This window comes from Pseudomonas sp. HMSC066A08, from assembly GCF_001813025.1.
Lineage (GTDB): Bacteria > Pseudomonadota > Gammaproteobacteria > Pseudomonadales > Pseudomonadaceae > Pseudomonas > Pseudomonas aeruginosa.
In genome coordinates, this window is the sequence record NZ_KV811324.1 from 36,948 (window position 1) to 50,726 (window position 13,779).

Annotated in this window: 12 protein-coding genes; 9 read left to right on the plus strand and 3 right to left on the minus strand. The window is 65.3% G+C overall.

Features of this window, described 5'->3' with window-relative positions:
• From dctM to fabY, 6 genes are all read left to right on the plus strand, one after another.
• Positions 1-1,010 (plus strand): C4-dicarboxylate TRAP transporter large permease protein DctM (gene dctM / locus HMPREF2886_RS21255; protein ID WP_070748306.1); only part of this gene is annotated, 1,010 nt, incomplete at its 5' end.
• Between the two features lie 799 nt (positions 1,011-1,809).
• Complete coding sequence (gene arcD, locus HMPREF2886_RS21260; protein WP_003123669.1) at positions 1,810-3,258, plus strand: arginine-ornithine antiporter; 1,449 nt, start codon at positions 1,810-1,812, stop codon at positions 3,256-3,258.
• 21 nt (positions 3,259-3,279) lie between these two features.
• The gene (arcA, locus tag HMPREF2886_RS21265; protein ID WP_033973409.1) at positions 3,280-4,536 is read left to right on the plus strand and encodes an arginine deiminase; all 1,257 of its coding nucleotides are present in this window, start codon (positions 3,280-3,282) and stop codon (positions 4,534-4,536) included.
• Positions 4,537-4,615: 79 nt separating this feature from the next.
• Positions 4,616-5,626 (plus strand): ornithine carbamoyltransferase, encoded by a 1,011-nt coding sequence (locus HMPREF2886_RS21270; RefSeq protein WP_003100031.1) that lies wholly within the window; start codon positions 4,616-4,618, stop codon positions 5,624-5,626.
• A gap of 60 nt (positions 5,627-5,686) precedes the next feature.
• Positions 5,687-6,619, plus strand: coding sequence for a carbamate kinase (gene arcC / locus HMPREF2886_RS21275; protein WP_033976941.1), 933 nt, complete (start codon positions 5,687-5,689; stop codon positions 6,617-6,619).
• 440 nt (positions 6,620-7,059) lie between these two features.
• The gene (gene fabY / locus HMPREF2886_RS21280; RefSeq protein ID WP_033973408.1) at positions 7,060-8,964 is read left to right on the plus strand and encodes a beta-ketoacyl-ACP synthase FabY; all 1,905 of its coding nucleotides are present in this window, start codon (positions 7,060-7,062) and stop codon (positions 8,962-8,964) included.
• Between the two features lie 46 nt (positions 8,965-9,010).
• Here the strand turns inward: fabY and cysQ are convergent, their stop codons facing one another.
• Both cysQ and nudE read right to left on the minus strand, forming a co-directional pair.
• Entirely contained in the window at positions 9,011-9,832 is an 822-nt protein-coding gene (gene cysQ / locus HMPREF2886_RS21285) for a 3'(2'),5'-bisphosphate nucleotidase CysQ (RefSeq protein WP_003100038.1), read from the minus strand.
• Positions 9,829-10,395 carry an ADP compounds hydrolase NudE gene (gene nudE / locus HMPREF2886_RS21290; RefSeq protein WP_003096206.1) on the minus strand — a complete coding sequence of 189 codons (567 nt, stop codon included), beginning with the start codon at positions 10,393-10,395 and terminating at the stop codon, positions 9,829-9,831. Before nudE ends, cysQ begins: the two co-directional genes overlap by 4 nt.
• A 124-nt stretch (positions 10,396-10,519) precedes the next feature.
• On the opposite strand from nudE, the gene yrfG reads away from it, so the two are divergent.
• Positions 10,520-11,191 (plus strand): GMP/IMP nucleotidase, encoded by a 672-nt coding sequence (gene yrfG, locus HMPREF2886_RS21295; RefSeq protein WP_070748308.1) that lies wholly within the window; start codon positions 10,520-10,522, stop codon positions 11,189-11,191.
• Between the two features lie 154 nt (positions 11,192-11,345).
• Here yrfG and lysM read toward each other — a convergent pair whose 3' ends face one another.
• A complete protein-coding gene (gene lysM / locus HMPREF2886_RS21300; RefSeq protein ID WP_003096210.1) occupies positions 11,346-11,783 on the minus strand; it encodes a peptidoglycan-binding protein LysM in 438 nt (145 codons plus the stop codon).
• A gap of 173 nt (positions 11,784-11,956) precedes the next feature.
• On the opposite strand from lysM, the gene HMPREF2886_RS21305 reads away from it, so the two are divergent.
• Complete coding sequence (locus HMPREF2886_RS21305; RefSeq protein WP_033973407.1) at positions 11,957-12,838, plus strand: LysR family transcriptional regulator; 882 nt, start codon at positions 11,957-11,959, stop codon at positions 12,836-12,838.
• A gap of 96 nt (positions 12,839-12,934) precedes the next feature.
• The gene (fdhD, locus tag HMPREF2886_RS21310; RefSeq protein WP_033973405.1) at positions 12,935-13,774 is read left to right on the plus strand and encodes a formate dehydrogenase accessory sulfurtransferase FdhD; all 840 of its coding nucleotides are present in this window, start codon (positions 12,935-12,937) and stop codon (positions 13,772-13,774) included.
• Positions 13,775-13,779: the final 5 nt, after the last annotated feature.

Consider the following 13,779-nt stretch of genomic DNA (forward strand, 5'->3'; position numbering starts at 1 on the left):
GCCTGGCGATCGCCGCGGTGCTCGCCTGCATGCTCTTCGCCGCGCTGTCCGGCTCGTCTCCGGCAACGGTGGCGGCGGTGGGCTCGATCGCCATCGCCGGCATGGTCCGCTCGGGTTACCCACAGGCGTTCGGCGCCGGCATCGTCTGCAACGCCGGCACCCTCGGCATCCTCATTCCGCCATCGATCGTGATGGTGGTCTACGCCGCCGCCACCGAGACCTCTGTGGGCAAGCTGTTCATCGCCGGCGTGGTTCCGGGGCTGCTGCTGGGACTGATCCTGATGGTGGTGATCTACATCGTCGCCCGGGTCAAGAAGCTGCCCGCCATGCCAAGGGTCAGTCTGCGCGAATGGCTGGCCAGCGCGCGCAAGGCGCTGTGGGGGCTGCTGCTGATGGTGATCATCCTCGGCGGCATCTATTCCGGCGCCTTCACCCCTACCGAGGCTGCCGCCGTCGCCGCGGTGTACTCGGCCTTCGTCGCACTGTTCGTCTACCGCGACATGCGCCTGAGCGAATGCCCGAAGGTGCTGCTGGAGTCCGGCAAGCTGACCATCATGCTGATGTTCATCATCGCCAACGCCATGCTCTTCGCTCACGTACTGACCACCGAGCAGATACCGCAGAGCATCGCCAGCTGGGTCACGGAACTGGGACTTTCGCCATGGATGTTCCTGCTGGTGGTGAACATCGTGCTGCTGATCGCCGGCAACTTCATGGAGCCTTCGGCGATCATCCTGATCCTGGCGCCAATCTTCTTCCCCATCGCCATGGAGCTGGGCATCGATCCGATCCACCTCGGCATCATCATGGTGGTGAACATGGAGATCGGCCTCATCACGCCGCCGGTCGGGCTCAACCTGTTCGTCACCTCGGCGGTCACCGGCATGCCGCTGGGCGCGACCATCCGCGCAGCGCTGCCGTGGCTGATGATCCTGCTGGTGTTCCTGATCATCGTGACCTACATCCCGGCGGTATCCATGGCATTGCCGAACTGGCTGGGGATGAGCTGACGGAACGGTAACGACGGCGGAAAACCCCGCCCTGCGCTCGGGCCTTCGGCAAAAATCCGCTCATGCCGAGGGCCCATGCCCCGCCGCTGAAGGGCTGGGCCACCTGTCGATGGCTGGCACGCCGCTTGCTCAATCGCTCGTAGTGCCCCTGGCACCGGCTTTCGGTTCGCCCCGGCGAACCGCGCCCTTCGGCCACGAACCGGATGGCGGCCCCTTCCCCCTGTGCCGACGTGCGCCAGCACGCGCGGCGGGTGGGCGGCGATCCCGTCCCCCCAGCGGTCTTCATACCCTGAAGTCCAAATGAAGAAGCCCGGCGTTCGCCGGGCTTCTTCATTTCTTCCCTTGTGCTTTTTCGTTCTTTGATAAGAGCGGAAAATTATTTTTACTTATAAATAAAAAAATACTTCTCTCGAAATACTGCAACACTTCCCCGGCAAGTCGCGGCGGTTTTTCGGCGGACCGTCAACAAGCCGGCGACCACCCACCTGAAAGTCAGAATACCGTCTCGCGAAATTCATTGATCGGCATCAACGATCCGGCTTGATCCGCGGCTTATAGCCCGATTTCGAGCAATTTCAAGCTTTCCCCGTAGCGGATGGCAACACCTCCCCTATTACATGAAAAAACCGCCCTATTCCGGGCAGCTCCTAGATTCCTCTTCTATCTTTGGCACTCGCGACTTACAGGAATGCGTCATCTAATTACTTTGAGTAGGAAGCTATTGACGTGGATCAGCATTCAACAATAGCCGCTGCCGCCTAATGGCTTCACTCTCAATTCCTATAGGGAGATTCCGAAAATGTCCCAAGAATCCAGCCAAAAACTCCGACTAGGAGCGCTAACGGCTCTGGTTGTCGGCTCGATGATCGGAGGGGGCATCTTCTCCCTCCCGCAAAACATGGCAGCCAGCGCCGACGTCGGCGCCGTCCTGATCGGATGGGCGATCACCGCCGTCGGCATGCTCACCCTCGCTTTCGTCTTCCAGACCCTAGCCAACCGCAAGCCCGAACTCGACGGCGGCGTGTACGCCTACGCCAAGGCCGGCTTCGGCGACTACATGGGTTTCTCCTCGGCCTGGGGCTACTGGATCAGCGCCTGGCTGGGCAACGTCGGCTACTTCGTCCTGTTGTTCAGCACCCTCGGCTACTTCTTCCCGATCTTCGGCAAGGGCGACACCGTCGCGGCGATCGTCTGCGCCTCGGTCCTGCTCTGGGCCCTGCACTTCCTGGTGCTGCGCGGGATCAAGGAGGCGGCGTTCATCAACACCGTCACCACCGTGGCCAAGGTCGTGCCGCTGTTCCTGTTCATTCTGATCTGCCTGTTCGCCTTCAAGCTGGACATCTTCACCGCCGACATCTGGGGCAAGAGCAACCCGGACCTGGGCAGCGTGATGAACCAGGTGCGCAACATGATGCTGGTCACCGTCTGGGTGTTCATCGGCATCGAGGGCGCGAGCATCTTCTCCTCCCGCGCGGAAAAACGTTCCGACGTCGGCAAGGCCACCGTGATCGGCTTCATCACCGTCCTGCTCCTGCTGGTGCTGGTCAACGTGCTGTCCATGGGCGTGATGACCCAGCCGGAACTGGCCAAGCTGCAGAACCCGTCGATGGCGCTGGTACTCGAGCATGTGGTCGGCCACTGGGGCGCCGTGCTGATCAGCGTCGGCCTGCTGATCTCGCTGCTGGGCGCGCTGCTCTCCTGGGTGCTGCTGTGCGCCGAGATCATGTTCGCCGCCGCCAAGGACCACACCATGCCGGAGTTCCTGCGCCGCGAGAACGCCAACCAGGTGCCGGCCAACGCCCTGTGGCTGACCAACATCTGCGTACAGGTGTTCCTGGTGGTGGTGTTCTTCACCTCGGGCGACCCGGACGGCATGGACCCGTACACCAAGATGCTGCTCCTGGCCACCTCGATGATCCTGATCCCGTACTTCTGGTCCGCCGCCTATGGCCTGCTGCTGACCCTGAAGGGCGAGACCTACGAGAACGATGCCCGCGAACGCAGCAAGGACCTGGTCATCGCCGGCATCGCCGTGGCCTACGCGGTCTGGCTGCTCTACGCCGGGGGCCTGAAGTACCTGCTGCTGTCCGCCCTGCTGTATGCGCCCGGCGCGATCCTCTTCGCCAAGGCCAAGCACGAGGTCGGCCAGCCGATCTTCACCGGAATCGAAAAACTGATCTTCGCCGCAGTCGTCATTGGCGCCCTGGTGGCTGCCTACGGCCTCTACGACGGTTTCCTCACCCTCTGATTACTCCACTGGAGACGTGAAATGAGCACGGAAAAAACCAAACTTGGCGTCCACTCCGAAGCCGGCAAACTGCGCAAAGTGATGGTCTGCTCGCCCGGACTCGCCCACCAGCGCCTGACCCCGAGCAACTGCGACGAGTTGCTGTTCGACGACGTGATCTGGGTGAACCAGGCCAAGCGCGACCACTTCGACTTCGTCACCAAGATGCGCGAGCGCGGCATCGACGTCCTCGAGATGCACAACCTGCTGACCGAGACAATCCAGAACCCGGAAGCGCTGAAGTGGATCCTCGATCGCAAGATCACCGCCGACAGCGTCGGCCTGGGCCTGACCAGCGAGCTGCGCTCCTGGCTGGAAAGCCTGGAGCCGCGCAAGCTGGCCGAGTACCTGATCGGCGGCGTCGCCGCTGACGACCTGCCCGCCAGCGAAGGCGCCGACATCCTCAAGATGTACCGCGAGTACCTGGGCCATTCCAGCTTCCTGCTGCCGCCGTTGCCGAATACCCAGTTCACCCGCGACACCACTTGCTGGATCTACGGCGGCGTGACCCTGAACCCGATGTACTGGCCGGCGCGACGACAGGAAACCCTGCTGACCACCGCCATCTACAAGTTCCATCCCGAGTTCGCCAACGCCGAATTCGAGATCTGGTACGGCGACCCGGACAAGGACCACGGCTCCTCGACCCTGGAAGGCGGCGACGTGATGCCGATCGGCAACGGCGTGGTCCTGATCGGCATGGGCGAGCGCTCCTCGCGCCAGGCCATCGGTCAGGTCGCCCAGTCGCTGTTCGCCAAGGGCGCCGCCGAGCGGGTGATCGTCGCCGGCCTGCCGAAGTCCCGCGCCGCGATGCACCTGGACACCGTGTTCAGCTTCTGCGACCGCGACCTGGTCACGGTCTTCCCGGAAGTGGTCAAGGAAATCGTGCCCTTCAGCCTGCGCCCCGATCCGAGCAGCCCCTACGGCATGAGCATCCGTCGCGAGGAGAAAACCTTCCTCGAAGTGGTCGCCGAATCCCTCGGCCTGAAGAAACTGCGCGTGGTCGAGACCGGCGGCAACAGCTTCGCCGCCGAGCGCGAGCAATGGGACGACGGTAACAACGTGGTCTGCCTGGAACCGGGCGTGGTGGTCGGCTACGACCGCAACACCTACACCAACACCCTGCTGCGCAAGGCCGGCGTCGAGGTCATCACCATCAGCGCCAGCGAACTGGGTCGCGGTCGCGGCGGCGGCCACTGCATGACCTGCCCGATCATCCGCGACCCGATCGACTACTGACAGACAACCCTCTCTCGAGCTGAACGGCGGCGTCCCCAGGAGGGGCGCCGCCCACCGACTTCCCACAAGGAGATCAATCATGGCTTTCAACATGCACAACCGTAACCTGCTCAGCCTGATGCACCACAGCACCCGCGAGCTGCGTTACCTGCTCGACCTGTCCCGCGACCTCAAGCGCGCCAAGTACACCGGCACCGAGCAGCAGCACCTGAAGCGTAAGAACATCGCCCTGATCTTCGAGAAAACCTCCACTCGCACCCGCTGCGCCTTCGAAGTCGCCGCCTACGACCAGGGTGCCAACGTCACCTACATCGACCCGAACTCCTCGCAGATCGGCCACAAGGAGAGCATGAAGGACACCGCGCGGGTCCTCGGCCGGATGTACGACGCCATCGAGTACCGCGGCTTCAAGCAGGAAATCGTCGAGGAACTCGCGAAGTTCGCCGGCGTTCCGGTGTTCAACGGCCTGACCGACGAATACCACCCGACCCAGATGCTCGCCGACGTGCTGACCATGCGCGAGCACAGCGACAAGCCGCTGCACGACATCAGCTACGCCTACCTGGGCGACGCGCGCAACAACATGGGCAACTCCCTGCTGCTGATCGGCGCCAAGCTCGGCATGGACGTACGCATCGCCGCGCCGAAGGCGCTCTGGCCGCACGACGAGTTCGTCGCCCAGTGCAAGAAGTTCGCCGAGGAAAGCGGCGCCAAGCTGACCCTCACCGAGGATCCGAAGGAAGCCGTGAAGGGCGTGGACTTCGTCCACACCGACGTCTGGGTGTCGATGGGCGAGCCGGTGGAAGCCTGGGGCGAGCGGATCAAGGAACTGCTGCCCTACCAGGTCAACATGGAGATCATGAAGGCCACCGGTAACCCGAGGGCCAAGTTCATGCACTGCCTGCCGGCGTTCCACAACAGCGAGACCAAGGTCGGCAAGCAGATCGCCGAGCAGTATCCGAACCTGGCCAACGGCATCGAGGTGACCGAGGACGTCTTCGAGTCGCCCTACAACATCGCCTTCGAGCAGGCCGAGAACCGCATGCACACCATCAAGGCGATCCTCGTCTCGACCCTCGCCGACATCTGACCGCGCTCCTGCGCCCCGGCCCACGCGGCCGGGCGCAGCCGCCTTCCGGAGGTAACCGATATGCGTATCGTCGTCGCATTGGGCGGTAATGCCCTGCTACGCCGTGGCGAACCCATGACCGCGGACAACCAGCGGGAAAACGTGCGGATCGCCGCCGAACAGATCGCCAAGGTGGCGCCCGGCAACGAGCTGGTGATTGCCCACGGCAACGGCCCCCAGGTCGGCCTGCTGGCCCTCCAGGGTGCCGCCTACGACCAGGTCTCGCCCTACCCGCTGGACGTCCTCGGCGCGGAAACCGAGGGCATGATCGGCTACATGATCGAACAGGAAATGGGCAACCTGCTGCCGTTCGAAGTGCCGTTCGCCACCATCCTCACCCAGGTCGAGGTGGACGGTAAGGACCCGGCGTTCCAGAACCCGACCAAGCCGATCGGCCCGGTCTACTCCAGGGAAGAAGCCGAGCGCCTGGCCGCCGAGAAGGGCTGGAGCATCGCCCCGGACGGCGACAAGTTCCGCCGCGTGGTGCCCAGCCCGCGGCCGAAGCGGATCTTCGAGATCCGCCCGGTGAAGTGGCTGCTGGAGAAAGGCACCATCGTCATCTGCGCTGGCGGCGGCGGTATCCCGACCATGTACGACGAGGCCGGGAAGAAGCTCAGCGGCGTCGAGGCGGTGATCGACAAGGACCTCTGCTCCTCGCTGCTGGCCCAGGAGCTGGTGGCCGACATCCTGATCATCGCCACCGACGTCGACGCAGCCTACGTCGACTGGGGCAAGCCGACCCAGAAGGCCATCGCCCAGGCCCACCCGGACGAACTGGAGCGCCTCGGCTTCGCCGCCGGCTCCATGGGACCGAAGGTCCAGGCCGCCATCGAGTTCGCCCGCGCCACCGGCAAGGACGCGGTGATCGGTTCGCTCGCGGACATCGTCGCGATCACCGAGGGCAAGGCGGGAACACGAGTCAGCACGCGCAAGGCGGGCATCGACTACCGCTGATATACCACCCCCAGGGCCGCTTCGCGGCCCTTCTTCATTCTCCCCTGCCGGCATCGGGCGAACCACACGTCATCCGCAGCCTCCGCGGACGCCCCGGCGCCGCGCCTCTGCGCGCGGACTTTCAAGCAAGTCCCGCAACACTCGCCCACGCCCCACCTCTGCCAACAGCCCGGCCATGGGCGCCAATCCCCCCACGGCAGACCGCCAGCACTTGTGGAAAGCCCACGCAACGCGGTATTCAGTAGGAAAATACGTGACTCGATAGTCATGATTCACGTCAGCATAGTCACCCTGATCATTTCAACGGCCACTGGCTCGTGCCCGGGTCAGTGAAGCTCGCCTCGCCGACGGGAAAGGCCGCCATCGCCGCCACGCGCTTCCCGCTCCGGACCAGGCAGCAGCCCGGCACGCGAACGACTATTCGAAGGAGTTTCTGAGTGATGTCTCGACTACCGGTCATTGTTGGTTTCGGTGGCTACAACGCAGCAGGCCGTAGTTCCTTCCACCACGGCTTCCGCCGCATGGTCATCGAATCGATGGACCCGCAGGCGCGCCAGGAAACCCTAGCCGGCCTGGCGGTCATGATGAAACTGGTCAAGGCCGAAGGCGGCCGCTACCTGGCCGAAGACGGCACGCCGCTGTCCCCGGAGGACATCGAGCGGCGCTACGCCGAACGCATCTTCGCCTCTACCCTGGTGCGGCGCATCGAACCGCAGTACCTCGACCCGGATGCCGTCCACTGGCACAAGGTCCTCGAGCTGTCCCCTGCCGAAGGCCAGACGCTGACCTTCAAGGCCTCGCCCAAGCAATTGCCCGAGCCGCTGCCGGCCAACTGGTCGATCGCTCCCGCGGAGGACGGCGAGGTGCTGGTGAGCATCCACGAGCGCTGCGAGTTCAAGGTCGACAGCTACCGTGCGCTGACAGTGAAGTCCGCTGGCCAGTTGCCCACCGGTTTCGAACCGGGCGAGCTGTACAACTCGCGCTTCCACCCGCGCGGCCTGCAGATGTCGGTGGTCGCCGCGACCGACGCGATCCGCTCCACCGGCATCGACTGGAAGACCATCGTCGACAACGTCCAGCCCGACGAGATCGCGGTATTCTCCGGCAGCATCATGAGCCAGCTCGACGACAACGGTTTCGGCGGCCTGATGCAATCCCGCCTGAAGGGCCACCGGGTCTCGGCCAAGCAACTGCCGCTGGGCTTCAACAGCATGCCCACCGATTTCATCAATGCCTACGTGCTCGGCAGCGTCGGCATGACCGGCAGCATCACAGGCGCCTGCGCCACCTTCCTCTACAACCTGCAGAAGGGTATCGACGTCATCACCAGCGGCCAGGCCCGGGTGGTCATCGTCGGCAACAGCGAGGCGCCGATCCTGCCGGAGTGCATCGAGGGCTACAGTGCCATGGGCGCACTGGCCACCGAAGAAGGCCTGCGCCTGATCGAAGGCCGCGACGACGTGGACTTCCGCCGCGCCAGCCGGCCGTTCGGCGAGAACTGCGGCTTCACCCTGGCCGAGTCCAGCCAATACGTAGTGCTGATGGACGACGAACTGGCCCTGCGCCTGGGCGCGGATATCCACGGCGCGGTGACCGACGTGTTCATCAACGCCGACGGTTTCAAGAAGTCCATCTCCGCCCCCGGCCCGGGCAACTACCTGACGGTAGCCAAGGCGGTGGCCAGCGCGGTGCAGATCGTCGGCCTGGACACCGTGCGCCACGCCAGCTTCGTCCATGCCCACGGCTCCAGCACGCCGGCCAACCGGGTCACCGAATCGGAAATCCTCGACCGCGTGGCCAGCGCCTTCGGCATCGACGGCTGGCCGGTCACCGCGGTGAAGGCCTACGTCGGCCACTCCCTGGCCACCGCCAGCGCCGATCAACTGATCTCCGCCCTGGGCACTTTCAAGTACGGCATCCTCCCGGGGATCAAGACCATCGACAAGGTCGCCGACGACGTCCACCAGCAGCGCCTGAGCATCTCCAATCGCGACATGCGCCAGGACAAGCCGCTGGAGGTATGCTTCATCAACTCCAAGGGCTTCGGCGGCAACAACGCCAGCGGCGTGGTGCTGTCGCCGCGAATCGCCGAGAAGATGCTGCGCAAGCGCCATGGCGAAGCGGCCTTCGCCACCTACGTCGAGAAGCGCGAGCAGACCCGCGCCGCCGCCCGCGCCTACGACCAGCGCGCGCTGCAGGGCGACCTGGAGATCATCTACAACTTCGGCCAGGACCTGATCGACGAGCACGCCATCGAGGTCAGCGCCGAACAGGTGACGGTGCCCGGCTTCAGCCAACCGCTGGTATACAAGAAGGACGCGCGTTTCAGCGACATGCTCGACTGAGCGCCACCACAACGGAAAAGGCCCGGCTAGACCGGGCCTTTTCGTTTCAGTGCAGCGCGCGCGCCAGTTGGATCAGCTCGCTGCGCCACTCGGCGGCGCGCGGCAGGGCCAGGAAGGAGCCGTTGAGGTAGTCCTCGCGCGGCTCGTAGGTGAATGGCGCGCCATGCAGGTCGAGCACCTCGCCGCCGGCGCCCTCCAGCACACCCTGGGCGGCGGCCGTGTCCCATTGCGAGGTTGGCGTCAGGCGCGGATAGCAGTCGGCAGCGCCCTCGGCCAGCAGGCAGAACTTCAGCGAACTGCCGATGCTGGCTCGCCGCAGGTCGCCGAAGCGCTCGCTCAAGCCATCCAGCAGGCGCTCCTGGGCCGGGCTGCCGTGGCGCTTGCTGGCCACCACGGTGAAGGCCTCCTCGGGCTCCAGGCGCACACTGATCGGTTGCGCGCGGCCATCGGCCTCCTCGCGCCAGGCGCCGAGACCGGCGCCACCGTAGTAGCAGCGGCCGCTCACCGGCACGCCGACCAGGCCGAACAGCACCCGACCATCCTCGACCAGGGCCACGTTGACGGTGAACTCCTCGCTACCGGAGATGAACTCCTTGGTGCCGTCCAGCGGGTCCACCAGCCACCAGCGCCGCCAGTGGCCGCGCTCGCTCAGCGGTATCTCGCAATCCTCTTCGGAAAGCACCGGAATGTCCGGCGCCAGCGCCCGCAATCCCGCCTCCAATATATGGTGCGCGGCAAGGTCGGCGGCGGTCACCGGCGATTCGTCGGCCTTCGAGCGCACCGCCACGTCGGCGCGCCAGTGCGGCAGGATCGCCTCGCCGGCGCGCCGCACCAGCGCCACCAATTCGCCCCAGGGCACCGGCCTCATGCCTGGTACTCGCCGCGCTGGGTGAGCAGGTCGCGCACCAGGTACAGCGCGGCCAGGGCGCGGCCTTCGCTGAACTGGGCGTGCTGGGCCAGGCTCGACAGTTCGCGCAGGCTGATGCGATCGACGCCCATCGGCTCCGGCTCGTCGCCCGGCAGGCGCTCCTCGTAGAGGTCGCGCGCCAGCACCACCTGGATGCGCTGGCTCATGTAGCCCGGCGACAGCGACAGTTCGGTGATGTGCTCCAGTTGCCGGGCACCGTAGCCCGCTTCCTCCTTGAGCTCGCGGTTGGCCGCCGCGAGGATGTCCTCGCCCGGCTCGACCAGGCCCTTGGGCAGTGACAACTGGTATTCGTCGACCCCGGCGCAATATTCCTCCACCAGCACCGCGTGCTCGGCATCGAGCATGGCCACCACCATCACCGCACCGTAGCCCTGGCCCTTGCCGACCAGACGCTCGTAGGTGCGCTCGACGCCATTGCTGAAGCGCAGTTGCAACTCCTCGACAGCGAACAGTCGGCTCTTCGCGACGATTTCGCTGGCGAGTACGGTGGGTTTCTGACGCATTGGATAACTCCTTGGCGAAGCCGGCGGGTTATCATACCCCGGCTTTTCCGATTATCCCTGTCGGAGATTGATGGGAAGCGACAGATTTCCGCATCGATCGCGACGAACCGCGACAAGAGCCGCCATGCCCACCCTGCCCTGGTCCGCCATCGACACCGTGCTGCTCGACATGGACGGTACCCTGCTCGACCTGCACTTCGACAACCACTTCTGGCTGGAACATCTGCCCCAGCGCTATGCCGAACGCAACGGCCTGAGTCGCGCCGAAGCCGAAGCCGACGCCGTGCTCGAGCCGCTGTTCCGCGAACACGCCGGCCAGCTCAACTGGTACTGCCTGGATTTCTGGAGCCGGGAACTGGACCTGTCGATCCGCGAACTCAAGCACGAGGTGGCGCACCTGATCTCGCTGCGTCCGCACGCCGATACCTTCCTCGCCGCCCTGCGCCAGGCCGGCAAGCGCGTGGCGCTGATCACCAACGCGCACCGCGACTCGCTGTCGCTGAAGCTGGAACGGATCGAACTGGCGCCCTATTTCGACCGACTGATCAGCTCCCACGACTATGGCTACCCGAAGGAGGACGCGCGCTTCTGGAGCGCCCTGCAAGCCGATTTCGGCTTCGACCCGCAGCGCAGCCTGTTCATCGACGACAGCCTGCCGATCCTGCGCAGCGCCCGCGCCTACGGTGTCGCCCACCTGTTGGCGGTACGCCACCCGGACAGCCGTGGCCAGGTCCGGGACACCGAGGAGTTCGCCGCCCAGGAGGACTACCGGCGGCTGCTCGAAGGACTGCCGTAGCCGCGGTTGTCCGCCTGCTCGCCATAACGATGGCGGCTACTGCCCGAAACGCGGTTCGCCGTGGGGAGCGAAGCCGGACAGCAATGCCCAACGGACCCTCGCGCAACGGAAACGAAAACCCCGCCACGCGGGCGGGGTTGGAGAAACGCCGGGGTCACTCGGGAATGCGCAGGACCTGGCCGGGGTAGATCTTGTCCGGATGGCTGAGCATCGGCTTGTTGGCCTCGAAGATCTTCATGTAGGCGTTGGCATTGCCGTATTCGGCCTTGGCGATGGCGCTCAGGGTGTCGCCTTTCTTCACGGTGACGAAGCGCGCCTCCGGAGCGGCCTGGGCCACGGTGATCTTGTCTTCCACCGAGGAGACGCCGGCGACGTTGCCCAGCGCCAGCAGGATCTTCTCTTTCTCCTCCTGGCTGGCCACCTCGCCCGAGGCGATGACCTTGTCGCCTTCCACCGAAACCTGGATGTTCGGGTTGCCCAGGCCGACCTTGGCGACGTGCTCCTTCAGCGACTCGGCCGCCTGTGCCTCATGCCCCGTCAGCGTATCCCACAGCTTTTCACCGGCTTCCTTCACGAACGCGAAAATACCCATCTTTGGTTCTCCCTTTACGGTTACGGTTGCAAGCGGCCGGCGCAATCCCGATCCGCGACTAGCCAAGTCTAGACTGCAAAAACCGGCGAAATATCCCCAGGCTCGTTCGCCACCCCATAACACTGCGCCCATTCGCGTTAAGATTCGGCGACACCCCCGCCACGGAAGCGCCGATGGACATCAAGCAGCTGAAATTCCTCTGCGCCCTCGACGAGACCCGCCACTTCGGCCAGGCCGCCGCGCGTTGCCACGTCACCCAACCGACCCTGTCCATGCGTCTGCGCAGCCTGGAGGAAGAACTCGGCCTGGAACTGGTGCGACGCAGCCAGCGTTTCGAAGGCTTCACCGAGGCAGGCGAGCGCGTACTGGCCTGGGCGCGCAGCCTGCTGGCGGCCCAGGAAGGGCTGTACGCGGAAGCCGCCGCCTGTCGCGGGCAACTGGTCGGGACCCTGCGCCTGGGCGTGGTGCCGTTGGCCAGCTTCGACCCGATGCGCCTGGTCCAGCACATGGCCGGACGCCACCCGGAGTTGCGTTTCCAGCTCTATTCCCTGAGTTCGGAACAGGTACTCGAAGGCCTGGCGCGCAACCAGTTCGATCTCGGCGTCTCTTATCTGGACCGTCTGGACCGCAGCCATTTCGAGGGCATCGAACTGGCGGAGACCCGCATGGGCCTGCTCCATCACCCCAGCCATTTCCCGCTCGACGCCGCGCTGCTGAACTGGGATGCGCTGGCTGGCCTGCCGCTGGGTCTGCTCTCGGCGGGCATGCACTTCCGCCAATCCATCGACCACAACTTCCGCAGCCGCGGGCTGAGCCCCATCGCGCGCCTGGAAACCGACTCGGTGCAGCAGCTGCTGCAGGCGGTGCAGCGCGGCTTGTGCTGCGCGATCATGCCGCTGGGCAGCGAAGTCGACGGCGAGCTGCGCCTGATCCCCATCGAGGACGCCCATACCCTGGCACCGCTCGGCCTGATCATCCGCAGCGGACAGCCGCGCTCAGCGTTGGCCGAAGCCTGTTTCGAGGAAGCCCGGAACTGGTTGGCGCCGCAGTCGTGATAGATCACGTCGATCACTGCATCGGCACAACCGATTAGACGCTGCCCCGCGTCAGGCCTAGGCTGGTGCCACACCTAGAACGATAGGGCCCAGCCCATGCCTTGCCAGCCTGCATGCCCGGTATCCGCGGATACCTGGGCGCCTTCCGCCGTTCCCGACGATTACCGCTACGCCGACCTGCACCTGCCGCATCAGGTCGGCCAGGCCTCCCTTGCCGCCGAGTGTGCCGTGGCGATCAGCTACAACGGACTGAACCAGGCGGTGATGATGGCCTCGCCCGAGGACATCGAGGATTTCGTCCGCGGTTTCAGCCTCAGCAGCGGCTTCGTGGAGTCCATCGACGACATCTATGAAATCCGCGTCCGCGGCCAGGGCGAATCCCTCCACGCCGAGGTCGAAATCAGCAGTCGCGCGTTCTGGAACCTCAAGCGCCAACGCCGGCAACTGGCCGGCGCATCCGGCTGCGGCCTGTGCGGCGTCGAAGCCCTGGAGCAGGCCCTGCCGCAACTGCCGGAACGGTCGCCGCAGGCCCTGCCTCCCGCCGCCCATCTCGTCGCCCTGCGCCAGCGCATCGGGCAAGCCCAGAGGCTCGCGCGCCATAGCGGCGCCCTGCATGCCGCGCTGTATTTCGACGAGCATGGCGAATTGCGCCTGTGTCGCGAGGACATCGGTCGCCACAACGCCCTCGACAAGCTGATCGGCGCCCTGCACCGCCAGGGCCTTGACGCCGCGCGCGGTTTCGCCGTGGTCACCAGCCGCTGCAGCCTGGAGCTTATCCACAAGGCCGTACGTGCCGGGATCGGCACCCTGGTCAGCCTCTCCGCACCCACCGCCCTGACCGTGCAATGGGCGCGCCGCCACCAACTGAACCTGATCCACCAGCCCCATCACAACGCCCCGCGGGTCTACAGCCCGGCGCCGGCCGCAACCGAGTGAGTCCC

What these genes read in the sequence shown, in the direction of transcription:
- arcD (WP_003123669.1), top strand. Translation starts at nt 1,810, where the DNA reads ATGTCCCAAGAATCCAGCCAAAAACTCCGACTAGGAGCGCTAACGGCT.
- arcA (WP_033973409.1), top strand. Translation starts at nt 3,280, where the DNA reads ATGAGCACGGAAAAAACCAAACTTGGCGTCCACTCCGAAGCCGGCAAA.
- HMPREF2886_RS21270 (WP_003100031.1), top strand. Translation starts at nt 4,616, where the DNA reads ATGGCTTTCAACATGCACAACCGTAACCTGCTCAGCCTGATGCACCAC.
- arcC (WP_033976941.1), top strand. Translation starts at nt 5,687, where the DNA reads ATGCGTATCGTCGTCGCATTGGGCGGTAATGCCCTGCTACGCCGTGGC.
- fabY (WP_033973408.1), top strand. Translation starts at nt 7,060, where the DNA reads ATGTCTCGACTACCGGTCATTGTTGGTTTCGGTGGCTACAACGCAGCA.
- cysQ (WP_003100038.1), bottom strand. Translation starts at nt 9,832, where the DNA reads ATGAGGCCGGTGCCCTGGGGCGAATTGGTGGCGCTGGTGCGGCGCGCC.
- nudE (WP_003096206.1), bottom strand. Translation starts at nt 10,395, where the DNA reads ATGCGTCAGAAACCCACCGTACTCGCCAGCGAAATCGTCGCGAAGAGC.
- yrfG (WP_070748308.1), top strand. Translation starts at nt 10,520, where the DNA reads ATGCCCACCCTGCCCTGGTCCGCCATCGACACCGTGCTGCTCGACATG.
- lysM (WP_003096210.1), bottom strand. Translation starts at nt 11,783, where the DNA reads ATGGGTATTTTCGCGTTCGTGAAGGAAGCCGGTGAAAAGCTGTGGGAT.
- HMPREF2886_RS21305 (WP_033973407.1), top strand. Translation starts at nt 11,957, where the DNA reads ATGGACATCAAGCAGCTGAAATTCCTCTGCGCCCTCGACGAGACCCGC.
- fdhD (WP_033973405.1), top strand. Translation starts at nt 12,935, where the DNA reads ATGCCTTGCCAGCCTGCATGCCCGGTATCCGCGGATACCTGGGCGCCT.